22 protein-coding genes are annotated in these 24791 nt (G+C 64.3%); 7 read left to right on the forward strand and 15 right to left on the reverse strand.

Features of this window, described 5'->3' with window-relative positions; all coding sequences use genetic code 11:
• Window positions 1-244: 244 nt before the first annotated feature.
• Window positions 245-1555 carry a cytochrome c family protein gene (locus tag BLV04_RS00675; protein WP_093027116.1) on the reverse strand — a complete coding sequence of 437 codons (1311 nt, stop codon included), beginning with the start codon at window positions 1553-1555 and terminating at the stop codon, window positions 245-247.
• Window positions 1556-1854: 299 nt separating this feature from the next.
• Between BLV04_RS00675 and BLV04_RS00680 the strand changes: the two genes are divergently transcribed.
• Window positions 1855-3309 (forward strand): multiheme c-type cytochrome, encoded by a 1455-nt coding sequence (locus BLV04_RS00680; protein WP_093027118.1) that lies wholly within the window; start codon window positions 1855-1857, stop codon window positions 3307-3309.
• Window positions 3309-3938, forward strand: coding sequence for a NapC/NirT family cytochrome c (locus tag BLV04_RS00685; protein WP_093027120.1), 630 nt, complete (start codon window positions 3309-3311; stop codon window positions 3936-3938). Before BLV04_RS00680 ends, BLV04_RS00685 begins: the two co-directional genes overlap by 1 nt.
• An 18-nt stretch (window positions 3939-3956) precedes the next feature.
• Here the strand turns inward: BLV04_RS00685 and BLV04_RS00690 are convergent, their stop codons facing one another.
• The 4 genes from BLV04_RS00690 to BLV04_RS00705 all read right to left on the reverse strand — a co-directional run bounded on the left by BLV04_RS00690 (window position 3957) and on the right by BLV04_RS00705 (window position 6427).
• Window positions 3957-4178 carry a hypothetical protein gene (locus BLV04_RS00690; RefSeq protein WP_093027122.1) on the reverse strand — a complete coding sequence of 74 codons (222 nt, stop codon included), beginning with the start codon at window positions 4176-4178 and terminating at the stop codon, window positions 3957-3959.
• Between the two features lie 273 nt (window positions 4179-4451).
• Complete coding sequence (locus BLV04_RS00695) at window positions 4452-5330, reverse strand: peptidylprolyl isomerase (RefSeq protein WP_093027124.1); 879 nt, start codon at window positions 5328-5330, stop codon at window positions 4452-4454.
• 118 nt (window positions 5331-5448) lie between these two features.
• On the reverse strand, window positions 5449-5751 hold the full coding sequence (locus BLV04_RS00700; RefSeq protein ID WP_093027126.1) for a YciI family protein: 303 nt from the start codon (window positions 5749-5751) through the stop codon (window positions 5449-5451).
• Window position 5752: 1 nt separating this feature from the next.
• Entirely contained in the window at window positions 5753-6427 is a 675-nt protein-coding gene (locus BLV04_RS00705; protein ID WP_093027128.1) for an inner membrane-spanning protein YciB, read from the reverse strand.
• Between the two features lie 261 nt (window positions 6428-6688).
• Between BLV04_RS00705 and BLV04_RS00710 the strand changes: the two genes are divergently transcribed.
• Window positions 6689-8047, forward strand: a complete 1359-nt coding sequence (locus tag BLV04_RS00710; protein ID WP_093027130.1) for an alanine/glycine:cation symporter family protein — start codon at window positions 6689-6691, stop codon at window positions 8045-8047.
• Window positions 8048-8171: 124 nt separating this feature from the next.
• Here the strand turns inward: BLV04_RS00710 and BLV04_RS00715 are convergent, their stop codons facing one another.
• The 10 genes from BLV04_RS00715 to def all read right to left on the reverse strand — a co-directional run bounded on the left by BLV04_RS00715 (window position 8172) and on the right by def (window position 18530).
• Entirely contained in the window at window positions 8172-8507 is a 336-nt protein-coding gene (locus tag BLV04_RS00715) for a hypothetical protein (protein ID WP_093027132.1), read from the reverse strand.
• Between the two features lie 295 nt (window positions 8508-8802).
• Window positions 8803-9120, reverse strand: a complete 318-nt coding sequence (locus BLV04_RS00720) for a BolA family protein (protein WP_093027134.1) — start codon at window positions 9118-9120, stop codon at window positions 8803-8805.
• Window positions 9121-9240: 120 nt separating this feature from the next.
• Entirely contained in the window at window positions 9241-9810 is a 570-nt protein-coding gene (locus BLV04_RS00725) for an ankyrin repeat domain-containing protein (RefSeq protein WP_093027136.1), read from the reverse strand.
• Window positions 9811-9923: 113 nt separating this feature from the next.
• Window positions 9924-11297: a Trk system potassium transporter TrkA gene (gene trkA, locus BLV04_RS00730; protein ID WP_093027138.1), complete on the reverse strand. Its 1374-nt coding sequence runs from the start codon at window positions 11295-11297 to the stop codon at window positions 9924-9926.
• 193 nt (window positions 11298-11490) lie between these two features.
• On the reverse strand, window positions 11491-12861 hold the full coding sequence (locus BLV04_RS00735) for a sigma-54-dependent transcriptional regulator (protein ID WP_093027140.1): 1371 nt from the start codon (window positions 12859-12861) through the stop codon (window positions 11491-11493).
• The gene (locus tag BLV04_RS00740; protein ID WP_093027142.1) at window positions 12858-15059 is read right to left on the reverse strand and encodes a sensor histidine kinase; all 2202 of its coding nucleotides are present in this window, start codon (window positions 15057-15059) and stop codon (window positions 12858-12860) included. The genes BLV04_RS00735 and BLV04_RS00740 overlap by 4 nt, the downstream gene beginning before the upstream one ends.
• Complete coding sequence (locus BLV04_RS00745) at window positions 15041-15631, reverse strand: DUF4390 domain-containing protein (protein ID WP_093027143.1); 591 nt, start codon at window positions 15629-15631, stop codon at window positions 15041-15043. The genes BLV04_RS00740 and BLV04_RS00745 overlap by 19 nt, the downstream gene beginning before the upstream one ends.
• Window positions 15628-17022: a 16S rRNA (cytosine(967)-C(5))-methyltransferase RsmB gene (gene rsmB, locus BLV04_RS00750; protein WP_093027145.1), complete on the reverse strand. Its 1395-nt coding sequence runs from the start codon at window positions 17020-17022 to the stop codon at window positions 15628-15630. The genes BLV04_RS00745 and rsmB overlap by 4 nt, the downstream gene beginning before the upstream one ends.
• Complete coding sequence (gene fmt / locus BLV04_RS00755) at window positions 16988-17953, reverse strand: methionyl-tRNA formyltransferase (RefSeq protein WP_093027147.1); 966 nt, start codon at window positions 17951-17953, stop codon at window positions 16988-16990. The genes rsmB and fmt overlap by 35 nt, the downstream gene beginning before the upstream one ends.
• 43 nt (window positions 17954-17996) lie before the next feature.
• The gene (def, locus tag BLV04_RS00760; RefSeq protein ID WP_093027149.1) at window positions 17997-18530 is read right to left on the reverse strand and encodes a peptide deformylase; all 534 of its coding nucleotides are present in this window, start codon (window positions 18528-18530) and stop codon (window positions 17997-17999) included.
• Window positions 18531-18756: 226 nt separating this feature from the next.
• Between def and BLV04_RS00765 the strand changes: the two genes are divergently transcribed.
• The 4 genes from BLV04_RS00765 (at window position 18757) to topA (ending at window position 24482) form a co-directional block, all read left to right on the forward strand.
• Window positions 18757-19977, forward strand: a complete 1221-nt coding sequence (locus BLV04_RS00765) for a LysM peptidoglycan-binding domain-containing protein (protein WP_093027151.1) — start codon at window positions 18757-18759, stop codon at window positions 19975-19977.
• Window positions 19974-21116, forward strand: a complete 1143-nt coding sequence (dprA, locus tag BLV04_RS00770; RefSeq protein WP_093027153.1) for a DNA-processing protein DprA — start codon at window positions 19974-19976, stop codon at window positions 21114-21116. Before BLV04_RS00765 ends, dprA begins: the two co-directional genes overlap by 4 nt.
• A 100-nt stretch (window positions 21117-21216) precedes the next feature.
• A complete protein-coding gene (locus tag BLV04_RS00775; RefSeq protein WP_093027155.1) occupies window positions 21217-21693 on the forward strand; it encodes a Smg family protein in 477 nt (158 codons plus the stop codon).
• Window positions 21694-22172: 479 nt separating this feature from the next.
• Window positions 22173-24482: a type I DNA topoisomerase gene (topA, locus tag BLV04_RS00780; RefSeq protein ID WP_093027833.1), complete on the forward strand. Its 2310-nt coding sequence runs from the start codon at window positions 22173-22175 to the stop codon at window positions 24480-24482.
• The last annotated feature ends 309 nt before the right edge of the window (window positions 24483-24791 follow it).

The following is a 24791-nucleotide window of genomic DNA, read 5'->3' on the forward strand; positions in this document are numbered from 1 at the left end:
CGCGCCCGGCGCGATATGCGATGTTTTTGGATGGGGTCGGCCCCGGCGGACGTGACGACCGTTGGATTCGGCGCGGTTTAAGATATTAAAAAATATATCATTTTAAACTGCGTCCCCGCTCAGCCGAAAATGAGCATCTCGTTCTCGAGGCGGTTTAGAGCCCTGCAGCCTCGTGTCCACCGAGGGCGTGGCTCGCGGCAAGGGCATCCGGCCGCGAAACCACGCCTTTAGCATCAGCCGCGATCTAGGGTGCGACGATGTTTTGCTCCACGGCAGCCATCAGCACCGGAGCGGTCAGCTCGCTCGGCAGCTGCGTGAACTTCTCCACCAGCGACGGCCACAAGAGGTTGTAGTAAAGCTCGCCGCGCACCAGGACGACCCCTTCCGCAGGGATGTCGTATAGGATTTCGCGCGTCTCATGGGGCTTGAGCCGGGTGTCGTCTCCGAGCTGCGTGGCGGTCGGCGGCGGTGCGGGCATCCCCTTGTCGTCCGCGAGCCCGTAGAAAAAGTAGCCTTTGGGATCGTCCTTGGAGGGATGTCCCTCCGCGTTCTGCCAGACCACCTCGCCTTGATCGTTATAGGCCGTGAGCTTCATGTACATGTTGCGGAAGGGCGCCCCGGTCGGTACCGAATGGGGTTGCGAATTTTGCATCATGACGGTCGTCTTGAGCACATCGCCGTCGAGCGTGCTGCGTACGTTGAATACGACGGCCCGCTTGAGCATGCCGTGATCGTGTCCGCCGCCCATGGAGTGATCGACGAGGCCGTTGGAGACCGGCATGTGACAGGATTGGCAGGCCACCTTGCTGCCGCTGGCGATGAACTCGTTGCCCGTCGCGCACAAGGGAACATCCTGCGGATTATTGCGCTGATCGTGACAGCCCATGCAGGCATCCGAGGTCTTCATCAGGAAGGGGCTGGCCTCCATGGTCAATGCAGGGATCTCGATCCCGTCCATCTCCACGGGCTCGCCTAGATGCGGGTTCGGCTTCTGCGACCCCGCGGCGTCGTCGACGGCACCACCGAACAGGTCGTCACCGGCCGCGGTCAGTTGCTGAACCCCGCGCGGGAAAGCTGCGGGACCTTGGAGCTTGTCCGACACCTCGTAGGCCTTCAGCCCGAGGCGCATCTTGCCGTCCTCGCCCAGGATGCCCTTGTAGCTCTGAAGGGTATGACAGGCGACGCAATTGACCCCTTCGCTGTAGGCGACGTGGGCATCGAGCTTGGTGGTCTTGTCGCGGGCCGCGTTCGGTGCATGACACTGCAGGCATACCGGGAAGGTGCCGGACTTCTTGTGGACCTGCCCCTCGGCCTTCGGGTCGCCGACTTCCATTTCGTAGAAGGTCCCGTGGATCGGGTCCGAGAGCGCGGTGCTCTGGGCGTGCATGGAGCCCTTCCACTGTCGGTAGATCTCTTCGTGACAGGTTTGACAAACCTCTGCCGAAATCAGGTGGATCGGCTCGGAGGTGTCTTCGGCCACCGCCGGAGCGGCGATACCTCCGAGGCCGAGTGCCAGACCGAATGTGATCGAGAGTCCCGCGAGTATGCCTTGCATGGGGTGTCGCTCCTTCCTTTTTCTTGTGATATGGACGCTGTGATACGGACGCGTGTCCGAGCGTCGTGAATTGTTCTTCATCGATGCCATGGGTAAAAGTGCGTACGGTCAATGAAATGCCGTTCCTCTCTCGATCTACTCGAAACCTATAGTATTTAATGGAATTTGAATATATTAATGCGCTTGATGGTTGGTTGGCTCGTTAAAGAATATCGATGGGTGCTGAATTAGATTGCTCGGCCCGGCCGCCCTATAATCGGATGCGTTCCTCTTTCAAGCAGGCTCGAGAGGTCGTTCAGATGTGTGCAATTCCAGTCTCGGCCCCATTAAAATTCATTATTCTTTGCGCTCTAACCCTGTCGATCGCGGTGCCCGCCGTCGCCGACAAGGTCAAGCTCGATCCGAGCAACTGGGGTCACGACGCGGGCAGCGCCTGCGTCAGTTGCCACACCAAGGCATCGAGCGGCCTCGCGCAGCAGTGGCAGGACAGCGCCCATGCGGCCGCAGGTGTGAACTGCATGGATTGCCATCGGGCCGAGCGTGCCGATGTGGACGCCATCGAGCACGAGGGGCAGGTCATCGCGACCATCGTCTCGCCGAAGGATTGCGGGCGCTGTCACACGAAGGAGTTCGAAGAGCAGCAGGGCTCGGTCCATGCCGAGGCCTACTCCATCATCGAGGAGCGTGTGCCGGCGTTGGCGCACAACGTCGGCGGCGCCGCCATGCAGGCCGCCTCCTGCGATCAATGCCACGGCTCGCGGGTGAAGGTGCGCGGGGACGGCACCTTGGATCCCGCGACCTGGCCCAACTCGGGCATCGGCCGGATCAATCCGGACGGGTCCAAGGGGTCATGCTCATCCTGTCACGGCCGGCACCGCTTCTCCAAGGCCCAGGCGCGCGAGCCCGAGGCATGCGTGCGTTGCCACTCCGGCCCCGACTCGCCGGACAAGGAGATCTTCGAGGCGTCCAAGCACGGGATGGTCTATGCGGCTCATCGCGACGAGATGAATCTTGAGGCGACCGAGTGGGTTGCGGGACGCGACTATACGGCCGCACCGACCTGCGTGACCTGCCATATGGGAGCCGCCGGCAAGCTGCCCTCGACCCATGATGTCGGTCTGCGCAACGTCTGGAGCCTCAACACGCCGGTTTCCAAACGTCAGCTCCTCGTCATCTTCGAGGATGGTCGCAAGATGGAGCTGCCCTCGGATCAGCCCGCGCCGCGCCGCGGGACCGAGATGGCCCGCGCGGACGGTACGATCGGGATCGTCAAGGCGGTCGCGACACCCGAGCGGCGCCGTCAGGCCATGTCACTGGTCTGTGTCGAGTGTCACGGCAAGGGCTTCACCGAGAGCTTCATGCGCCAGTTCGACGCGGTTGTCGAGCTCTACAACACGAAATTCGGCGAGCCGGCGCGGACGATCATCGCCGGGCTCTATGAGCGCGGTCTCCTCACCCCGACCGCGTTCGACGAGCCGATCGAGTTCACCTACTGGGAGCTGTGGCACGACGAAGGTGCGCGCGGTCGTCACGGCGCATCCATGATGAGCCCGAATCATGCGTGGTGGGAGGGCATGTATCTGGTCGGCCGCAATTTCTATGCGCGCTTTCTCCCGGAGGCACGCGCGGCGGCCGGCGAGCACGCGGACGAGCTGGTTGAGGCCGTGCTGCGTGCAAACGGGCAGCATGAGTGGCTGGATCAGCCCGACCAGATGAGCACCATCCTCGGCTTCGCACCGCAGGAGGCCGAGTGATGGGCCGGCTGCTTGCACCTTTGTTCATCACCCGCCACGTGTTGATCGCGCTCGTGGTCGGCGGCGTCGGCGGGGTGCTCTTCATGACCTTTCTGCTCGAGTTCGATCACTACACCAGCAGCAACGCGTTCTGTACCACCTGCCATTCAATGACCTATGCCGATGAAACCTATCGGCAAACGGTCCATTACGACTCCGCATCCGGGGTGCGCGCATCCTGTGGCGACTGTCACGTCTCCGAAGGTGTCTTCGCGGCGACTTGGGACCATGCAGTCGGATCGAAGGACCTCTTCAAGCAGCTCTTCGGACCGGATTACGACGACCCCGTGATCAACGCCCTGCACCTGCCCGAGGCCGCCTTCGCCGCGCGCAAATGGTTTCAAGCGCGCGACTCGGCAACCTGCATGCGCTGTCACACTCTGGAGGCGATCCAGGGTAAACGTGCCGACACCGCGGCGATCCATCGCGAGGAGACGGACGGCAAGTCCTGTATCGACTGCCACTACAATCTGGTGCATCGCAAGGTGCCCGACGAGAGCACCTTCAAGCGCGAGGCATGGAATCGGATGGTCGAAGAGGAGTTCGGGCTGGAGCCGGGCACGGCCGAGCGGCTGATGAGTGCGCACTGAGTCCGCGAAAATGCTCGGTCAGTGCTCGCAGTTGTCGAAGTAGTGCCGTGACCAAGGCGAGATCGCGAGGGCAAAGCCGAGGCCAAGCGCCACGGCCCCGCCGAGTACCGCGAGGAGGGCGATGTGGGCGGTCGGCACCGGTAGAGCGGCGCTCTCCGCGATCAGGAGCAGCAGGATGCCGGACAGGAGTAAGCCGGCGGACAAGACAACGGTCGAGCGTAGCGTGGTACAGGAGATCATAGGATCTCTCCGTCATTCATAACATAATTAAATTCTAATACAAAAGCCGGGAGACGCAACGCCCTAGATGCCGTCGAACCGTGAATCCGGTCGCATCCGGTCAATCTCGCGTGTGCGCCGACGCTCGGGCCGGCGGAAGGTCACTGGCGATGGGTGTCGGGGGCGACCTGAGATGATTTCCCCGAAGAAGTCGAACGACCAGTAGGGGCGAATCAATTCGCCCCTACTGGCATGCGCAGTCGAGAGGCTTGTGGCCGGAAATCGCCTAATGCCTTACTCGGATCCTTTCGCAGCAGCGTCGTCGGTCGGCTTGAGCTTCACGACCTCCTCGTTGAGCTCCACCATGGCGCCGTCACGCATCTCGGCCAGCTTCGCCGAAAGCTTTTGGCGCTTGAGCAGCGCCATGAGCTGCTGCTTGGCATCCTCGAAGCTCGGGGGCTCGGCCTTGCGGGAGTCCTGCAGCTCGATGACATGCCACCCGAACTGGGTCTGTACGGGTGTTTTCGTGTAGCTGCCGACCTCCATCGCGGCGACGGCCTCGGAGAAGGGCGCCACCATCTGGTTGGCGTCGAACCACTCGAGCTCGCCGCCGTTCTTGCCGGTCGGTCCGAGCGAGTGCTCCCGGGCCAGATCGCCGAAATCGGCACCGCCTTCGAGCTCCTCGATCATCTTTTTCGCCTCTTCCTCGTCCTTGACGAGGATGTGGCGTGCCTTGTACTCGGTCTGGCTGGCGTTTTCCTTGACCTCCTCGTAAGCCTTCTTCAGCTCGTCTTCGGTCGGCTCGATCTCCTCGGCCATCGAGGCCAGTGCCGCATTGGAGAGGATCTTCATGCGCTGCAGCTCGATGGCGACACCGACGTCGGGGTCTTGCTCCAGACTACGCCGAGCAGCCTCCTGGGAGGCAACCACCAGACTCATGAAGTCGTTGAAGGCCTGCTCTTGGAGCTCGGGCGAATTCTGTCCCTGACTTTGCTGCAGGCGCTCCAGGAAGAAGAGACGGAAGAGGTCGAGACCGTAGGGTGTGCCGTTGACCGTTGCAATCAGGACGTCGTCGCCCTGCGGTTGGGCCTCCGCGTCCTTGGCGTCCTCCGCCACGGCGGCACCGGCGGCCAGCAGGGCACACAGGAGGAGGGGAATGCGAGTCGTCTTCATGATGATGGTTTCCGTATGTGGGATTCATTGGCATCCGAGGATGCCGGCGATGGCAATGGGGAGAGACGGCAGGCGAGGGGGCTCGCCCGCCCGTTGCGAGCGGCGTCCGGATCGGGTTTCAGCTCGGAAATACCCGCTTGAAGGGTTTGACCAGCACCTCTCGGTAGACGCCGGCCGCGTTGTACGGATCCGCAGCCGCCCATTGCTCGGCTGAGGCCAGATCGGGGAATTCGGCGACGATGAGGGATCCGGAGAAACCGGCGTCCCCGGGATCCGGGCTGTCGATCGCTGGGTGTGGCCCTGCGAGGATCAGGCGCCCCTCGTCCTGCAGGGCATCCAGGCGCGCCAGATGGTCCGGCCGCGCGCTCAGGCGTGCCGCGAGACTCTTGTCGTGATCGACGGCGATGATGGCGTACAGCACGTCAGTCGGCCTCCAGGGTCCGGGGTTCATCTTTCATGTGGCGGGACAGGTAGAATGCCTGTGCGACGACGAACACAAGCGTCATCCCCATCATACCGAAGAGCTTGAAATTCACCCAAATGTCCTCGCGTGCCTGCGCATCGTTGCAGAGCGAGAGCAGGTCGCCGCCGAAGCGCTCTGCGCAGGCCGAGAGGTCGATATCCTGCAGGCCCGAGGCGAGGATCAGCGCCTGCTGGGCACCGAAGAACCCGCTGCCGATATAGACCACGAAGAGATTGACGAGCCCGGTGACGAAGAAGAACCCGATCCACATCATATTCAAGCGCGTCCAAACGGCGGAGGGAATCTCGATGGCCTTGCCCATCATCCGCTCGATCAGGGTTTGCTTCCCGATGAATTGACTGCCGAGAAAGACGGCGCCGAACAGCCAATTGACGATCGTCGGTTTCCACATGACGAAGATCGGGTCGTGCAGGGCGAGCGTGAGTCCTCCGAACAGCACCAGCAACCCGAGCGTGACCAACGGCATGGTCTCGACATGCCGTCGCCTTATCCACGACCAGCCGACTAAGATGGCCGAGGCGAGGATGGCCACACCGGTCGCGACGTAGATGCCTTCGAGCTTGTAGGCGGCGAAGAACAGGAGAATCGGAAAGAAGTCGACAAGGAATTTCATGAGGCCGGGGTCGCCGATGTGGCATGCGTGGTGATTCGGGATGATGCGTCCGGGCGGGAACCGGGCGGTTCGACAGCGTGAAGCGGCGGCGGTTTCAACGCCGTCTCCGGGGGGACGGTCGCCGTGACGGAGGCAGAGCTCGATCCCGCAGTCGTAGAGGATAGGATACGGGGATCGGGCGACCAGGGCAAAGGCGTTTGGTCGGGTTGACGTGTATAGTTGCGTCCGGTTTCTGATCTCATTTGAAAGGGGATGCGTCACGTGGAGACGATCGAGAGCTGGGTCGGCACGATCAACGGGCTCGTCTGGGGTCCTCCCATGCTGGTTCTCATCCTGGGAACCGGCCTCTTCCTGATGATCGGCTTGCGCTTGATGCCGCTGCTGAAGCTCGGGTTCGGTTTCCGCATGCTGTGGGCCGGCCGGCACGCCCAGGGACAGGGCAACATTACGCCTTTCAACGCCTTGATGACGTCGCTCGCGGCAACCATCGGAACGGGCAACATCGCCGGCGTCGCCACGGCGATCGCGATCGGCGGACCCGGCGCGCTCTTCTGGATGTGGTGCACGGCGCTCGTCGGAATGGCCACCAAATATGCCGAGGGCGTTCTGGCGGTGAAATACCGCGAGGTGGACGAGAAGGGCAACTATGTCGGCGGCCCCATGTACTACATCAAGAACGGACTGGGTCGTCGCTGGCTCTGGCTCGGTACCGCCTTCGCGATCTTCGGTGCGCTCGCGGGGTTCGGGATCGGCAACATGGTCCAGGCCAATTCGGTGTCCCACGCACTAAGCGGCAAGTTCGCGATCCCGGAGCTTTGGTCCGGTATCGCGATGGCCGTGATGGTCGGCTTGGTTCTGATCGGCGGTATTCGCTGGATCGCCCAAGTCGCCGGGAAGCTGGTTCCCTTCATGGCAATCGCCTATGTGGTCGGCGGCCTGGTGGTCTTGGCCTTCAACATCGATCAGATTCCGCAAGCCATCTATCAGATCGTGCAGCACGCCTTCTCGCCGACGGCCGCCGCCGGCGGATTCGCCGGTGCAACCCTGATGCTGGGCATCCAGATGGGCGTGGCGCGGGGCATCTTCTCCAACGAGGCGGGCCTCGGCAGCGCCCCGATCGCGCATGCGGCGGCCCAGAGCAACGATCCGATCCAGCAGGGCACGGTCGCCATGCTCGGAACCTTCATCGACACCATCATCATCTGCACCATCACGGGCTTGGTCATCATGGTGACGGGCGAGTGGATGAGCGGGGAGACCGGCGCGAGCCTGTCGTCCGCGGCCTTCAGCGCCGGCCTGCCGTCGATCGGCGGCTATATCGTCACCTTCGGGCTGGCCCTCTTCGCCTTCACGACCATCCTGGGCTGGAGCGTCTACGGCGAGCGCTGCATGGAATACCTGTTCGGCATCCATGCGATCGTTCCATTTCGGTTGGTCTGGGTGGCGGTCATTCCGATCGGGGCGACGCTCGAGCTCGAGTTCATCTGGCTGGTCGCCGATACACTCAACGCCCTGATGGCGATTCCCAATCTAGTCGCTTTGCTCTTGCTCAGCCCGGTGGTCTTTCGGATGACGCGCGAATACTTCGCGGATCCGATCAATCGGCGCGTGGTGACCTGAGTACCCGCTCGGGGCGCCGTTCCGGGTCGGCGCCCCGTCGTGCGCGGTCAGGCTCCTCGGAGACACCCCGGCGCACATCCGTACGTCGCCTCACGGATGAGACAGCGCGGGACTGCGCTCAGGTTCAGCAGCCGTCATCCGAGGTTACGGCTACGCCTGTCTCCGGGTCACGCGCTGTCTTGCCCGTTTCGTCGGTCTTGATCGTACGAATGAACATCATGTTTTCGACGCGACCGAATTCTTCGTCCATCGCCCGCTGGATATCGATGTCGCGCAGCCCTTCGTAGATATAGATCTCGCCGTTGGCCTCGGCGGCCCGTTCGCTGCTGCTCGGCTCGAACAGGCGCCGCAGCTCGATGTCCGAAACATCCGCAGCCGCAGCAGCGGCAGTCACGGACGAAAGAGCGACGAGCAATGGATGGATCAGCGCTCGCGCGTTGAAGAGGTTTGACGTCTTCATGTCGATTGACTCTCATTGGTTCCACAGGCCGCTTCGCGGTGAGACGCTGCGATAGGGTGCCTGAGCCAATGCGGGCGCTTACGACATTGATTCTTATCGTTTTTTTGCCTGTGGGCGCTCGCCCCGAAGCCGGAAATCAGCAACATCCTAGCTGATGCTGCAAACATGAACCGACCGACCTCAGCCCTTCCGACTTGCCTTAAGCATGGCACAGTAGCTCACACCCCGCGTGTGAATATGGCACTTTTTTTATCGGGTAATGAGAGTGTCGAAGGTCGGACACCTGATTCGCTGGTCAACCGGTTTTCGATCCACCTTGGCAGGGAGGTGACTCGGGGACTGTCCCGCCTTTGGCGAACCATTCCTCCGGGGTCCAGGTATGCAGGGCGATGGCGTGGAGTCCGCCTTCGAGCTCGCCGCTCAGGGCGCGATTGAGGAGACGGTGGCGGGCGACCAAGGTCTTGTCGGCGAAGGTCTCGCTGACCAACAGGATCTTGAAGTGGGATTCGGCACCGGCGGGCACCGAGTGCATGTGGCTTTCGTCGACGACCTCGAGATGCATGGGGTCGAAGGTGTTCTTCAAGGTGTCTTCGATGCGTGATTTTCTGTTCATCTGGGCTCCGGCTCGGATTGCCCGTTCGGGCATATCGCCATCACTTATGGCCCGTTCTACGCCGACACAAGCGTCGATGCCGGTGATGTGTCCGCAGCCGACCCGACCGGATTCCGAAGTCTAACCTTGTTGTTCCGACAGGCGATCGACGATGGCTTGATCACCGGCTTCGCGTGCATGGTCCGCCGCCGAGCGCCCCGCGAAGTCCTCGAGGGTGCGATCGGCACCGTGGCGCAGCAGGGTCTCGACGGTCTCGGCGTGGCCTTTACCGGCGGTCCAGATCAACGCCGTCCAGCCTTCGGTCTGCTCCTGGTGATCGATCATGGCGCCTTTGCGCAAGAGCAGATCGACGATCGATGCGTGATTGTTCGAGGCCGCGAGCATCATGGCCGTATAGCCGCCCTTGTCTTGGGCGTCGATGTCGGCGCCGGCCTCGAGGAGGCGCTCCACGACATCGATGTGTCCGTAGAGCGCGGCTTTCATGAGTGGTGTCCAGTCGCAGCTGTCGCGCACGTCGACCTTCGTCGACGGCTTCAGGAGCGCGTTCAAGGCGGAGAGATCACCTTGCTCGGCAAGGTCGAGCAGTGCCGCGCTACCTGCGTCCGGGGGCGAGTCCGATTGATGAAAGGCGGCGAAGGCGACGAGGATCGCGATCGCAACGAGGGCGAGGATACGGATGAGGATGTTCATGACCGGCTATTGTCCGGACCCGGACTCGGTCGGCCAATGCGAATCGGCAACCGAGGCACGGACTCGGAGATCCTGCCGATGTTCGACATGGACGGCAGATCATCGGCGCCGCCTCAGAGAAAGGTGACCCCGACCTGGAAGAGCCGTTCGACCTCCGGGATCCGCGCTTTGTCCTGAAGGAAGAGGATGACGTGGTCTTCCGAGGCGATGACGGTGTCGTGGTGCGCCATCAGGACCTCGTCGCCGCGGACGATGGCGCCGATACTGGTACCGCGCGGGAGCCTGATGTTCTCGATGCTGCGCCCGATCACCTTGCTCGAGGTCTCGTCGCCGTGGGCGATGGCCTCGATCGCCTCCGCCGCGCCGCGCCGTAGAGAATGCACGACGACGACGTCGCCGCGCCGGATATGCTTGAGCAGGCTTCCGATCGTCGCCTGCTGCGGCGAGATGGCGATATCGATGGCCCCGGATTGCACCAGCTCCACATAGGACGGACGGTTGATCAGGGCCATGACCTTGCGGGCGCCCAACCGCTTCGCGAGCATTGCCGAGAGGATATTCGCCTCGTCGTCGTCGGTGACGGCGCAGAAGACGTCCGTGTTCTCGATATTCTCTTCCAAGAGCAGATCGCGATCGGCCGCGTCGCCGTGCAGCACGATCGTCTTCTCGAGACTCTCCGCGATGCGCTTGCAGCGTTTCAGATCGCGCTCGATGATCTTGACCCGATAGTTGATCTCCAGCGCCCCGGCGAGCCGGGTGCCGATATTGCCGCCGCCGGCGATGATGAGGCGCTTGTAGGGACGATCCAGACGCCGCAGCTCGCTCATCACCGAGCGGATGTGCTTGGGGGCGGCGACGAAGAAGATCTCGTCGTCGGCCTCGATGACGGTATCGCCTTGGGGCTCGATGGCGCGATCCTGGCGGTAGATGGCCGCGACCCGGGCCTCGACCTTGGGCATGTGCTCGTGCAGGGTGCGCAGCTCGTGCCCGACCAAGGGCCCGCCGTAATAGGCCTTGACCGCGACCAGCCGGATCCGCCCGCCGGCGAAGTCGAGCACCTGCAGGGTCCCGGGGTTTTCGACCAGACGCAGGATGTACTCGGTGACCAATGCCTCCGGACTGATCGGAAAATCGATCGGCAGGGCATCGGTACCGAACAGCTTGGGTTGATCGAGAAAGCTCTGTGCCCGCACCCGGGCGATCTTGGTCGGGGTATGGAAGAGCGTGTAGGCGACCTGACAGGCGACCATATTGGTCTCGTCGCTGTTGGTGACCGCGATAATCATGTCGGCGTCTTCCGCGCCCGCACGGCGAAGCACGTCCGGGTGCGCGCCGTGGCCCAGGATGGTGCGCAGATCGAAACGGTCCTGCAGCTCCCTGAGCAGATCCGGGTTGTGATCGACGACCGTGATGTCGTTCGCCTCGCTGACCAGATTGGCGGCCACCGAGGTGCCGACTTGGCCGGCACCGAGAATAATGATCTTCATTGATTAAACCGCGTCCGGAGTTTTCGTTTTGTGGCGTGGCGCCTTTCGGCCTCGTCGCTCCTCGCTGCGATCGGCATGACGCGGTTTAAGATACTAAAAATAAAATACTTGAAGTGCGCCGGCGCCAAGGTCTGCAGAGATGCGGGAGCGTTGTTGCAGCGACCAGCTCGGGCAGGGGCCCGGGAGGCGCACTTCAACGCCGCTCCTTGATCTCGATCCCCAGCGAGCGGAGCTTGCGGTAAAGATGCGTGCGCTCCATTCCGGCCTCCTTCGCCATCTTGCTGACGTTGCCCGCGTGCTTTTCGAGCTGATAGTCGAGGTAGGCCTTTTCGAACTGCTCGCGCGCCTGACGCAGCGGCTGATCGAACGAGACCAAGCCTTCCAGTGCCTGCCCCTGCGAGGGCGGCGGCGCACCGAGTGCGGATTCGACCTCCTTCTGGCTGATCTCGTCGCCGGTACCCAAGATCAGGACCCGTTGCACCAGGTTCTTGAGCTCGCGCACGTTGCCGGGCCAGGTGTAGTTGCGCAGATAGTTCTGGGCACCCACGCTGAAGCGGCGGTAGGGCAGCTTCTCGTGGGTCGCGAAGTAGTCGAGATAGAAGTTCAGCAGATCGGTGACATCCTCGGCGTGGTCGCGCAGCGGCGGGATGTTCAGCGGGACGACGTTCAGGTGATAGAAGAGATCCTCGCGGAAACGCCCGGCACGCACCTCCTCCTCGAGATTACGCTGGGTCGCGGCGATGATCCGCACATCGATGCGCACCGGCTCGGTGCCCCCGACCCGGATGAAGGATCCGGTATCCAGCGCGCCGAGCAGCTTGGCCTGGGCATCCAGCTCCATGTCGGCAACCTCGTCGAGGAGCAGGGTCCCGCCGGCGGCCTTTTCCAGATTCCCGTAGTGGGTGTGCTCGCCGTCTTCGGTCCCGAAGAGCTCGCGCGCGGCGTTGCCCCCGGCGAGCGTGGAGACGCTCAGATCGACGAAGGGGCGCTCGCGGCGCGCGCTCTGTGAATGCAGGTAACGCGCGAACGTCTCCCGGCCGCTGCCCGCGTCCCCGGTAATCAGCACCCAGGTGTCGTGTTGGGCGATGCGTTTGACCTGCTCGCGCAGCCGTTGCAGGGTCGCGCTGCGCCCGACCGGCTCGTGCACCTGGGGTGCGCGGCGTTTGAGACCGATGTTCTCCTTCTGAAGCTTGTCGGCCTCGAGTGCGCGCTCGACCGTGAGCAGCAGCTTGGCCATCGAGAGCGGTTTTTCGAGAAAGTCGTAGGCGCCGAGCCGCGTCGCCTCCACGGCCGTCTCCACGGTGCCGTGGCCGGACATCATGATGACCGGGCAGGGCAGACCGTCTTCCTCCTCCGACCATTCGCGCAGGAGCGTGATGCCGTCCAGATCGGGCATCCAGATGTCGAGCAGGATCAGATCCGGTCGGCGCTCGCGCAGCGCGTGACGCGCGGACTCGCCGTTATCCGCGCTCGCCACCGCATAGCCCTCGTCCTCCAGGATCTCCTGCACGAGACCTCGGATGTCGGGTTCGTCGTCGACGACCAAGACGTGCGTTGCACTCATAGCTTTTCGTCCTGTTCTCGGTCGTGGGTCGCGTACCTGGTCCCCTGCCGGATCGGCAGGCGGATCCGAATCAGCGCGCCATGACCCGTATTCTCGACCTTGATGATACCGCGGTGCTCCTCGACGATCTTCTTGACGATCGCCAAGCCAAGACCGGTCCCTTTTGATTTGGTGGTGACGTAGGGCTCGAAGAGACGTTCGAAGAGGCGCTCCTCGAACCCGGGCCCGTTGTCGGCCACCTCCAGCTCGACGAGCGGTGTGCCGCTCTCGCGCACGACGCGCGTCGTCACGGCGATGCGTGCGTCGGGGCGTCCGTCCATCGCCTCCTGCGCGTTCTTGATCAGATTATGAACCACTTGACGCAAGCGCAACGGATCGCCGCGTACCTGGACCCCGGGCGCACCCAGAGAGACCTCGAGCGCGCTCGTGCCGGCGCTGCGATACAGGTCCAGCACCTCTTGGGCGAGCCGGTCGAGCTCCAGGGGCTCGGCGCGTATATGCGGGGTGCGGGCATAGTCGGAGAAGTCGTTCACCATGGCCTTCATCGCCTCGACCTGCTGGACGATGGTCCGAGTCGAGCGATCGATGATCTTTGCGTCCGCCTCGTCGGCCTTGGCCAGCAGCTTATGGCGCAGGCGCTCCGCCGAAAGCTGGATCGGCGTCAAGGGGTTCTTGATCTCGTGGGCCAGGCGCCGGGCGACCTCGCCCCAGGCCGCATTGCGCTGTGCGGTGATCAGGGAGGTGATGTCGTCGAAGACCACCACGTGCCCCCGCTGCTCGTTGTCCGAGAGCGGCAGCGGGCTGCCGCGGCACATCAGGGTCTGACGGGTCTCGCCGCGATCGAGCTCGACCTCCGCACGCCAATCCTCCCCGGCGAGGATATGGCCGCGCACGGTCTCGGTCCAGGGTGTGAGCCAGGGCAGCTCGCGCTCCACACGCGAGAGCTCCGGTTGCTCGTCCTCGGCGAAGGCGAGCGACAGGATCTGACGCGCCGCCGGGTTGGATGTCCGCAGCCGCTGATCGGCATCGAAGGCAATGACCCCGGACGACAGACGCCCCAGGACCGTTTCCAGATAGTTGCGCTGGGTCTCCACCGCCTGCTGGCTGCGGTTCGCGGCATCCCGTGCCCGGGCGATCCGGCGCGTCATCGCGTTGAAGGAGGCGACCAGGAAGGCGAGCTCGTCGTCGTGCTTGGGCAACGGGAGCTGTTGCTCGTAGTCGCCCTCGGCGATCGCGCGGGTACCGCGGGCGATGTCCGCGACCGGCGCGACGAGACGCCGTGCGATATGAAAGGCGGCGATCACCGCGGCCATGACGCCGAACAGGAGCACCAACGAAAGGGTCAGGGAGAAGCTCAGCTTCAATGACTGGCGCAGATATGCCAGCTCGGTGTAGCGATTGTAGGCACCCTCCAGGCGCTCGGACAGCTCGGTGATGCGCGCCGAGGTCGGGAAGATCGCCTGCATCTGCATGTCCCGCCCGAGCGGATCCTGTACCAACACCCGCACGATCAGCTCCCCGCCGAGGTCGCTTTCCAGGCCGACATAGTTGTTGCCGGCGCGCACGCTTTGCTGGATCTCGCGCTCGGCCTGATTCGGTACCAGCTGGGTCGGGTCCTCGTTGGCGTTGCCGAGCACCTGACCGCCGGTGGCGTAGACCGTCAGCTCGATGGCGCCGGCCTGACGCCGCAGATTGTTCAGGCTGAGCGCGATGGCCGTCGAGGAGCGATCCTCGATCCCGGCGATGAGCTGCTCGGTGTAACGGGCGAGCACCCGTTGGTTGAGATCGAGGGATGCCTGGTTGAGCACCAGCGCGTCCTGCATGGCTTGTCCGATCTCCACGTCGAACCAACTGTCGATCCCGCGCAGCAGGAATCCGAGGGAGAAGTAATAGACCACGCCCACCGGCAGCAGCGACACCAGCACGAAGAGCACCAGGATACGCCCGGTCAGGCGTGAGCCGGCGGCCTGCTGGCGATAGCGGCGGACCAGCTTCACGATATTGACGATGACGAGAATGGCGAGCGCGCCCAAGCCCGCCAACACCACCGAGAGCAGCGGCACGAAGGCACGGCTCAGGGTCTCGGAGTTCTCGACCGCATCGCGCATCAGCACCAGAACGACGAAGAGCGCGAGGATCAAAGCCGCAACCGGCAAGGCGCCGAGTCCGCGCAGACGTGCTAAGGCGTTAAAGGCCACTTGCTCCACCCGCTGGAGAGTTTCCAGGACGGTTTCAGGTAAGCCATCGGACGCAGCGGAAGCGGCAGCTCTTCGATATCGAGCGAGGCCCGGATCTGGACCTCGTAGTCCGTGTCGTCGTCGAGACTCGAAGCGCCGATCAGCGACAGATCGACGATCTCGCCGAGCGCGCGAATCGCGGCATCGCGGCTGACGAAGCTGCGGCCCTCGGTGCCCGGAAGTCGATACACCTCGTAGCGCTCCGAGAGAGGCTTGTAGCGAATGGCGTAGCGCAGCTGAAGATCCAATTGGCTGTCCTCCCAGAGCCAGGCTCCGACCCGACGGATCTGAATCTGCACCAGGATGGTCAGCGGCACGCCGTTCTCGAGCGCTTCGAGCGCCTCGGTGCTGAAACGGTAGTCCAGCAAGGCGTTCATGAAGAACATGTCGTCGACGAGTCGCGTCTCAACCTGCTCGACCCGCAGTCCGTCCTTGGCCGCGCCGAATGCGACGCTCGCCAACAAGAACAGAGGTGCGAGCAGCAGTGCAGCCGGAAGGAGCCACCGTGTTTGGTGCGCGGGCCGCCCGGTCATGACACGGGCCGTTCGATCAACGCGAAGAAAAAGCCGTCGTTCGCCCCGTCCTGCGGCAGCAGTTGGATGCCGTGCGAGAGCACGCGGCCCCGGGTCACTGCGATCGGGCACTCGCGCGCATCCGGATGGCGCCCCAGGAAGGCGGCGATTCGGTGCTGGTTCTCGTCCGCGATCAAGGAGCAGGTTGCATACAGCATCCGCCCGCCCGGGGCGAGCAGCGGCCAGGCCGCGTCGAGGATCCGATCCTGCAAGGCGCACAGCGCCGGGATGTCCGCGTTGCGGCGCAGCCATTTGATGTCGGGATGGCGACGGATTACGCCGGTGGCTGAGCAGGGGACGTCGAGCAGGATGCGATCGAAGGGTTTCGCGGTCCAGCTGCCTCTCGGCTCGGCCGCGTCGCCGAGTGCGACCTCGGCGCTCAGACCCAGTCGCGCGAGTGTGTCGCGGATCGATTTGAGCCGAGTCGGGGCGTTGTCGATCGCCAGCAGATCAAGCCGGTTCTCGGCACGCTCCAGGATGCCCGCAGTCTTTCCGCCGGGTGCCGCGCAGGCGTCGAGGACGCGCTGTCCGGGGTGCGCATCCAGCAGATCGGCCGCCAGCTGGGCGCCGCCGTCCTGCACCGAAACTAGTCCGGCCTCGAAACCGGGCAGCTCGTGGGTCGGGCGCGGCTGGTCGAGCGTCAGGCCCATGTCGCAGCCGGGAATGGGTCGCGCCGTGATGCCGGCGGCGGCGAGCGTTCCGAGGTAGGTACGCCGGTCGGTCCGCGTGCGGTTGACGCGCAGAGTCATGGGTGCGCGGGCGTTGCTGGTCTGCACGATCTGCTCCCAATCCTCCGGCCAGTTCTCGCGCAGGCGATCGAGCAGCCATTCGGGAAAGAGCCAGCGCACGGCAGGCTCTCGATCGACCTCGGCCAGGAGTGTTTCGCGCTCGCGCAGAAACCGGCGCAGCAGTGCGTTCACCAAGGCCGCCTTGTCGGGCTTGCCGATGAGTCGGCTGGCCTCGACCGTGGCGGCGACCGCGGCATGGTCGGGCGTGTCCATCGCGATGAGCTGGTACAGGCCGATCAGGATCAACGATTCGAGATCCTTGTCCGCGGGCTTGACCGGGTGATTGAGCAGACGCGCGACCAGCGCCTCGAGGCGCGGCAGGGTACGCAGCGAGCCGTAGACCATCTCTTGCGTGAGGGCGCGCTCGGCGGGTGCCTGCGAGGCGAGGCGGGTGTTCTCGAGCACGCGCGTGAGCGATTGGCCGCGACCGCGCACGCCGAAGAGTGCCAGTGCCGCGGCCGCACGTGATTCGGCGCCGACGGGATGCCTTGCCGGGCCTGCCGGGCCGGCGGGGGCCTGCGGCCGGCGCTCAGCCAAGCCGAACGCCGTCCATCGAACGGGCATTGAGGAAATCCGCGGCCGCCATCGCCCGCTTGCCGGGCGGTTGGAGACGGACGATGCGCACGCTCCCTCGGCCGGCGGCGACATCGATACCCGATTTGCCGGCACCGATCACGCTCCCGGGTGCGGCCTGCGTCGCACGGTCGGTGTCGATCTCGGCGTCCCAGATCCGCAGGGTCTCGGCGTCGAGGCAGGTCTGAGCGACGGGCCAGGGGTTGTAGGCGCGGATCATGCGTCCGATGATCTCGGCGGGCTGGTGCCAGTCGATGATGGCCTCGTCCTTTGTCAGTTTGTGTGCGTAGGTGACCTGATCCTCGGCTTGCGGCTCGGGAACCACCGATCCGTCGGCGATGCCGGGCAAGGCATCGATCAGCGCACCTGCGCCCAGTACGGCGAGTCGGTCGTGCAGATCGGCACCCGTGTCGCGCGAGCCGATCGGTGTGGCCACGCGATGATAGACGGGTCCGGTATCCAGCCCGGCCTCCATGCGCATGATACAGACACCGGTCTCGGTATCGCCGGCGAGCAAGGCGCGCTGGATCGGCGCCGCACCGCGCCAACGCGGCAGCAGAGAGGCATGGACGTTCACGCAGCCCAGGCGGGGTGCTTCCAGTACGGCGACCGGCAGGAGCAGCCCGTAGGCCACGACCACCATCAGGTCGGCCTGGAAGGCGGCCAGCCGCGCGACGGCGTCCGGGTCCTTCTTCAGACTCTCGGGCTGGATGACCGGCAGGCCGCGGGTCAGGGCGAGCGCCTTCACCGGGCTCGCCTGGAGCTGTCGGCCGCGCCCGGCCGGTCGGTCCGGCTGGGTGTAGACGGCGACGACCTGCAGCGGCGGCATTCCCGCGCGCCCGTCCGGCGCATCGAGGAGTGCGGCAAGGCTCGGAACGGCGAAGTCGGGCGTCCCTGCGAAGATGATCCTCAGGGGATTCATCGCGGCCGATCGCCGTGAGGGCCGGCGGCCTTAGCCGGTAGGGTCACAGCACACCTCGACGTTGCTCGGGCTCGCTCGCGGCTTGGCGCTGCTCCTTTTCGAGCTTGCGGCGAATGCGTTGACGCTTGAGCATCGAGATATGGTCGACGAAGAGCTTGCCGTCGAGATGATCGATCTCGTGTTGAATGCACACGGCGAGCAGGCCGTCGGCGTCGAGCGTGAAGGGCTCGCCTTCGCGATCCAGCGCCTGGACCCGCACCCGCTCCGCACGTTTCACCGGCTCGAAGAAGCCGGGGACGGAGAGGCATCCCTCGTCCATCTGCTCTTCGCCTTCGCGCGAGAGGATCTCGGGATTGATCAGGCACAGGGGGGTGTCGTGGTTTTCCGAGATGTCGATCACCACGACCCGGCGCGGCACGTTGACCTGGATTGCGGCCAAGCCGATGCCGGGTGCGGCATACATCGTCTCGAGCATGTCGTCGACCAGCCGCACGATATCGGCATCGACGCGTGCGACCGGAGTCGCCTTGCGGCGGAGTCTTGGGTCCGGGAAGGTCAGGATATCGAGCTTTGCCATCGGGATATCGTCTGGAGAATTGGTTCTCGGAGATCTCGTCTCTCGGGGGATCTCGTCTCTCGCGTGATCGCATCTCTCGGGGAGCTTGTCCCGCGAGAGACCCGCGACGGAGATGTCGAGTCGGGAGCCGAGTAGAAGGGGTCGGGGCGCATGCGCTAGTATCCACATAATACTACACCCCGAATTGGGGCCGGGTGAATCCCGTTTCGAGCATCCGGGAGGTCCGATGCGTGCTTTGACCCTTCGTTTAACCCTCGCAGACCTGGTTCTCGGCACCCTGATCGGTCTGGTCGCCATGGCCCCGGCGTCGACGGTGCGTGCGCTCGAGCTTGCCGAGGACGCACCCGAAGTCTACGAAGTGCGCCCCGGCGATACGCTCTGGTCGATCGCCGGGCGTTACCTGCGCGACCCCTGGCTCTGGCCCGAGATCTGGCAGGCCAACGACGATGCGGGCAATCCGGATCTCATCTACCCGGGCGAGCGGCTGCGTCTGGTTCATGTCGAGGGTCGGCCGCGGGTCGTACGCGACACCGCGGCCGGGGCGAGCGGCGACATGCGTGTCGTGCGCTTGAGTCCGCGGGTACGGGTCAGCGCGCTCGAGGCTCCGGTGCCGATGATCCCGGTTGCCTCGATTGCACCCTTCCTGACCCAGCCCTGGGTGGCGGAGTCGGACGCGATCAAGCGTGCGCCCTATGTCGTCGGCTTTGCAGACGATCGCACCGTCGCCGCGCCGTCGGACGACGTCTTCGTGCGCCGCATCGACACGACCGCGGTCAGCGAGTTCGAGATCCTGCGCCCCGGCGATGCCCTGCGCGATCCGGACACCAACCGCATCCTCGGCTACGAGGCCACCTTCGTGGCCAACGCCGTGCTCGAGCGCGTCGGAGATCCCGCGATCCTACGGGTCACGCGATCCGAGCGCGAGGTCTCGATCGGCGATCGCGTCATCCCGGCCTCGCTCGAGGCCCCGCTGGAGAACTTTTTCCCGCGTCCTGCGCCGTCCGGAATGCGCGGTCGGATCCTCTCGGTGATGAACGGTGTCTCCCAGATCGGCCAGTACGACATCGTGACCCTCAACCGGGGGGCCCACGACCGGCTTGCGCCCGGCCACGTCTTGGAGGTCTTTCGCGGCGGGGAGCCGGTTCGCGACAAGGTCCGAGACGGCGGCGTGAACTGGAACTGGAAGCGCGACGGACCTCTGACAGGCGAGTTCTGGCTCGGCAACGACTATTCGGTGAAAGGCTGGAGCGAGAGTCCGACGGGCTCGAGCACTCCCATCCCACTGCACGCCGACATCGGTCGCGATCGCGCGACCTACATCCGGCCCATGCAACGCGCCGGTCTGCTGATGGTCTTCCGAAGCTTCGATCGCGTGAGCTTCGCCCTCGTGCTCAATGCGGACCGGGCCATGAGCATCGGCGATCGGATCGCACCGCCCGCCCCTTGAGCGTCTCCTCGGATTCGATCGCGGACTGGATTGTCCTCCTCTCCGCGCCGGGCATCGGGTCGCGTACCGCGACCCGATTGCTCGAGCGTTACGGCACGCCACGGGCGGTCGCGGATGCATCGCACCGGGATCTGGCCGCGGCCGGGATCTCGCCCGAGGCGATCGCCGCGCTCAAACAGCCGGACGCCGCGGCGCTCGAGCGGACCCTCGCCTGGGCCGACCAGCCCGACGCCTTTGTGCTGACCCTTACCGATGCCCGCTATCCGCCGCTGCTCGCCGAGATCCCGGATGCCCCGCTGCTGCTGTACGTGCGCGGCGATCCCAAGCTGCTCGCCGAGCCGCAGATCGCGGTGGTCGGCAGCCGCAATCCAACCCCGTCGGGCCTTGAGATCACCCGCGACTTCGCGCGGCGGCTCGCCGCCGACGGCCTGCTGATTACCAGCGGCTTGGCGCTCGGTGTCGACGGCGCCGCGCACGCGGGCGCGCTGGAAACGGGGCGAACCATCGCCGTTCTGGGCACGGGTCCGGATCTGGTCTACCCCGCGACGCATCGTGATCTGGCCCGGCGCGTCGCCGAGCGCGGTGCGCTTGTCAGCGAGTTTCCGCCCGGGCAGGGGCCGTCGGCGCGGAATTTCCCGCGGCGCAACCGGATCATCAGCGGGCTCTCCGTCGGCGTCCTGGTCACCGAGGCGGCGCTCAAGAGCGGCTCCTTGATCACCGCACGCTTTGCGCTCGAGCAAGGCCGCGACGTCTTCGCCGTACCCGGCTCGATCCGCAACCCCCTTTCGCGCGGCAGCCACGCGCTGATTCGCGACGGCGCGAAGCTGGTCGAGGATCCCGGCGAGATCCTCCTCGAGCTGGCCCCGATGCTGCGCAATCTGCTCTCGGCCTGTCCCGGCGAGGCGTCCGCGGCGCCCGACGAGTACCGCGCAGCGGCCGGTCGCGGCCGGACCGCGGCACTCGATGCGGACTATCGCGCCTTGCTCGATGCGATGGGATTCGACCCCGTGGCGCCCGACGAGCTGATCGCCGGCACCGGCCGCTCGGCGCGCGAGGTGTCGTCCATGTTGTTGGTCCTGGAGCTGGAGGGTCATGTATCATCGGCCCCTGGAGGCCGCTTTTGCCGGCTCGGTTCTTAAGCGGAGACGTCCGGGTTGCCCCAACGGAACGCCTGAATGGAATACCCGTGAAGTCCGCTTCCGTCAGCCTTCGGGCTGACGCCGCCCACGAGGTTGGCTGATGTACGAAAACATGGTCGATGTGCTGATCTATCTCTACGAGAACTACATGGACGGCGAGGGTCAGCCCCCGGCCGATCAAGGTGCGCTGGAGGACGAGCTCGCTCAGGCCGGCTTTACCCCCACGGAGATCGAAAAGGCGCTGCTGTGGCTCGACGAGCTGGCGGCGGGTGTGGATGTCCCGCAGTATCATGCCCATACCCTCGGCTCCATCCGCGTCTACAACGCGGCGGAGACGAGCAAGCTGGATGTCGAGGCGCGCGGTCTGCTGCTGTTTTTGGAGCAGAACGGGATTCTGGATCCCGTCAGCCGCGAGCTGGTCATCGACCGCCTGCTCGCGATCGATCACGCCCTGGTTGGGCTCGACGAGGTCAAGTGGGTCGTCTTGCTGGTCTTGATGAATCGTCCCGGTCGCGAGGATGCGTTTTCGCAGATGGAGGATTTGGTGTACAACGACGAGCCGGTTTACCTCCATTGAACCGCATTGAACCGCGTCGGGCATGATCTGCTGCCTTGTCGAGTCGGCGCGGCGTCGTACGCCTAAGCAGGCGTTGGAGTCGACGCGGTTCAAGTTTTATAAGGCGATGATTTCTTAGTAACCTGTCCGAAATAGGTCGAGCACCGAATCTAATCGTTGTCGTTGTCGTTGTCGTTGTCGTTGTCGTTTCCGATTACGACAACGACAACGACAACGACAACGAAAGACGTGGCGAAGGTATTCTCTCGTCGAGTTGTTTTACTTGTTTTTTAACCGTCCTTTAACGGACCCGTGTCGTCGGAGCCGCCGATTCGCGAGGCGTTTCGCCCCGCGTTTGCCGATCTCCGGTTCGGTTCGCCTAGGCCCGAAATTCCGTCCGACGGCCGCTCTCGCCGCCGCTCATCTCTTCGACTCCCCTTGACGCGCCGATGCGAACCGGGTTTACCCTAGAGGCCCTGATCAGCTCGCTCGCGGACACCATGAATCTCGTCATCGTCGAATCACCGGCCAAGGCCAAGACCATCAAGAAGTACCTCGGACCCGACTTCGAGGTGATCGCCTCCTATGGTCATGTCCGTGACCTGGTGCCCAAGGAGGGTGCGGTCGACACCGAGAACGGCTTCGCGATGAAGTACCAGATCATCGATCGCAACGAAAAGCACGTCCAGGCGATCGCCAAGAAGCTCAAGGAGGCCGATGCTCTCTATCTGGCGACCGACCCGGACCGCGAAGGCGAGGCCATCTCCTGGCATCTCTACGAGCTGCTGAAGAGCCGCCGTCAGATCGGCAAGCGCCCGGTGTTTCGGGTGGTCTTCAACGAGATCACCAAGCGGGCGGTGCAGGAGGCGGTCGCCAATCCGCGCGAGATCTCCTACGATCTCGTCAACGCCCAGCAGGCGCGTCGTGCCCTGGATTATCTGGTCGGCTTCAATCTCTCGCCGCTGTTGTGGAAGAAGATCCGGCGGGGTCTCTCCGCCGGACGTGTGCAGAGTCCGGCGCTGCGTCTGATCTGCGAGCGCGAGGACGAGGTGGAGGCGTTCGTCCGGCAGGAGTACTGGTCGATCGAGGCCGATGCCGCCAAGGATGCGCGTCGCTTCACCGCCAAGCTGGTCGAATTCGAAGGCGAGAAGGTCGAGCAGTTCACCGTCGTCGACGGGGAGCGTGCCGCGACCATCCACGAGACCCTTGAGCAGGCCGCCGCCGGTAAGCTCAAGGTGGAGGAGGTCGAGCGCAAGCAGCGCAAGCGCAACCCCGCACCGCCCTTCATCACCTCCACACTCCAGCAGGAGGCCGCGCGCAAGCTCGGCTTCACGGCCCAGCGCACCATGCGTGTCGCCCAGCAGCTCTACGAGGGTGTGGATGTCGGCGGCGGGCCGATCGGGCTCATCAGCTACATGCGCACCGACTCGGTGAATCTCGCGCAAGAGGCGTTGGACGAGATCCGCGCCTTTGTCACGGAGCGCTTCGGCGCCGATCATTTGCCCGAGCAGCCGAGGTTCTACAAGACCAAGGCCAAGAACGCCCAAGAGGCGCACGAGGCGATTCGTCCAACCTCGGTCTATCAGGTCCCCAAGGAGATTCGCGCCCATCTCAGCGCGGATCAGTTCAAGCTCTACGAGCTGATTTGGAAGCGCACCCTGGCCTGTCAGATGGCCCATGCGCTCATCAATCAAGTCGCGATCACACTGAGCGCCGGAGAGGGCAATCTCTTCCGAGCCACCGGCTCGACGGTCGCCGAGCCCGGCTTCATGAGCGTCTATCTGGAAGGGCGCGACGACGCCAAGGGCGCCGACGACGACGAGGAGCGCATGCTCCCCGAGATGAAGGCCGGAGATTTGGTGGATCTGCTCGCCATTCGCCCCGAGCAGCATTTCACCGAGCCGCCGCCGCGTTACTCCGAGGCATCGTTGGTGAAGGCGCTGGAGGAATACGGGATCGGTCGCCCCTCGACCTACGCCTCCATCATCTCCACACTTCAGGATCGCGAATACGTGGTCCTGGAGACCAAGCGCTTCCTGCCGACCGACGTCGGGCGGGTGGTGAACCGGTTCCTGACCGAGTATTTCACCTCCTACGTGGACTACGATTTCACCGCGCGTCTGGAGGACGACCTGGATGCGGTCTCGCGGGGGGAGGGCGAGTGGATTCCCCTGCTCGAGCAGTTCTGGAAACCCTTCAAGGAGCGTGTCGACCACACCGAGGCGTCGGTCAAGCGCAGCGACGTCACCCAGGAGCGCATCGACGAGGCCTGCCCCAAGTGCGGCGGTCAGTTGTCGATTCGCCTCGGACGCAACGGTCGCTTCATCGGCTGCACCAACTATCCCGAGTGCGACTACACGCGCGACCTCAACCCCGACAAGGCCGAGGCGGATGCCCCCGAGCTGATCGAGGGCCGCACCTGCCCGCTGTGCAACTCGGCACTCGAGATCAAGCGAGGGCGTTACGGCAAGTTCATCGGCTGCAGCGCCTACCCGACCTGCAAGCACATCGAGCCGTTGGAGAAGCCCGAAGACACGGGCGTCACCTGCCCCAAATGCACCAAGGGGACGCTGCAGAAGAAAAAGTCACGCAAGGGTAAGATCTTCTATTCCTGCTCGACCTATCCCAAGTGCGATTACGCCGTCTGGGACGAGCCCATCGCCGAGCCCTGCCCCAAGTGCGGCTGGGCGGTCTTGACGATCAAGACCACCAAGACCAAAGGGGCCTCCAAGGTGTGTCCTCAGAAGGAATGCGGTTTCCGGGAGGCGATCTCGGAGGATCAGGCCGAAGACACGACCGAGTCCGCGTAGGTTGCGTGGTGCCGGAGGGAGGCACGACGACCGCCGGCACGGTGTTGTGCTTCCTGTCGTCAGCGCTGACTAAGGCGGCGAGTGCAGCACGACAGATGTGTCGAGACCATTCGTTGTCGTAATCGACCATCGATACGACTAAGGCGATTTCCGGGAATGATCGTCCCGGCCGTGCGTGTCACCAATGCTTAGCGGGCGACTAAAGTCGCCCCTACGCGTTTTTCGAGGCTTTCCCGGAAATCACCTAAGACCACGGTTGCGGCAACGACAACGACAACGAACTCGGACGGTCCCGGAATCTTTACACTG

It is taken from the genome of Thiocapsa roseopersicina (assembly GCF_900106925.1).
Lineage (GTDB): Bacteria > Pseudomonadota > Gammaproteobacteria > Chromatiales > Chromatiaceae > Thiocapsa > Thiocapsa roseopersicina.

Excerpts from the sequence above, each read along its gene's own strand:
- BLV04_RS00675 (WP_093027116.1), bottom strand. The coding sequence starts at position 1,555 with ATGCAAGGCATACTCGCGGGACTCTCGATCACATTCGGTCTGGCACTC.
- BLV04_RS00680 (WP_093027118.1), top strand. The coding sequence starts at position 1,855 with ATGTGTGCAATTCCAGTCTCGGCCCCATTAAAATTCATTATTCTTTGC.
- BLV04_RS00685 (WP_093027120.1), top strand. The coding sequence starts at position 3,309 with ATGGGCCGGCTGCTTGCACCTTTGTTCATCACCCGCCACGTGTTGATC.
- BLV04_RS00690 (WP_093027122.1), bottom strand. The coding sequence starts at position 4,178 with ATGATCTCCTGTACCACGCTACGCTCGACCGTTGTCTTGTCCGCCGGC.
- BLV04_RS00695 (WP_093027124.1), bottom strand. The coding sequence starts at position 5,330 with ATGAAGACGACTCGCATTCCCCTCCTCCTGTGTGCCCTGCTGGCCGCC.
- BLV04_RS00705 (WP_093027128.1), bottom strand. The coding sequence starts at position 6,427 with ATGAAATTCCTTGTCGACTTCTTTCCGATTCTCCTGTTCTTCGCCGCC.
- BLV04_RS00715 (WP_093027132.1), bottom strand. The coding sequence starts at position 8,507 with ATGAAGACGTCAAACCTCTTCAACGCGCGAGCGCTGATCCATCCATTG.
- BLV04_RS00720 (WP_093027134.1), bottom strand. The coding sequence starts at position 9,120 with ATGAACAGAAAATCACGCATCGAAGACACCTTGAAGAACACCTTCGAC.
- BLV04_RS00725 (WP_093027136.1), bottom strand. The coding sequence starts at position 9,810 with ATGAACATCCTCATCCGTATCCTCGCCCTCGTTGCGATCGCGATCCTC.
- trkA (WP_093027138.1), bottom strand. The coding sequence starts at position 11,297 with ATGAAGATCATTATTCTCGGTGCCGGCCAAGTCGGCACCTCGGTGGCC.
- BLV04_RS00735 (WP_093027140.1), bottom strand. The coding sequence starts at position 12,861 with ATGAGTGCAACGCACGTCTTGGTCGTCGACGACGAACCCGACATCCGA.
- BLV04_RS00745 (WP_093027143.1), bottom strand. The coding sequence starts at position 15,631 with ATGACCGGGCGGCCCGCGCACCAAACACGGTGGCTCCTTCCGGCTGCA.
- rsmB (WP_093027145.1), bottom strand. The coding sequence starts at position 17,022 with ATGCCCGTTCGATGGACGGCGTTCGGCTTGGCTGAGCGCCGGCCGCAG.
- fmt (WP_093027147.1), bottom strand. The coding sequence starts at position 17,953 with ATGAATCCCCTGAGGATCATCTTCGCAGGGACGCCCGACTTCGCCGTT.
- def (WP_093027149.1), bottom strand. The coding sequence starts at position 18,530 with ATGGCAAAGCTCGATATCCTGACCTTCCCGGACCCAAGACTCCGCCGC.
- BLV04_RS00765 (WP_093027151.1), top strand. The coding sequence starts at position 18,757 with ATGCGTGCTTTGACCCTTCGTTTAACCCTCGCAGACCTGGTTCTCGGC.
- BLV04_RS00775 (WP_093027155.1), top strand. The coding sequence starts at position 21,217 with ATGTACGAAAACATGGTCGATGTGCTGATCTATCTCTACGAGAACTAC.
- topA (WP_093027833.1), top strand. The coding sequence starts at position 22,173 with ATGAATCTCGTCATCGTCGAATCACCGGCCAAGGCCAAGACCATCAAG.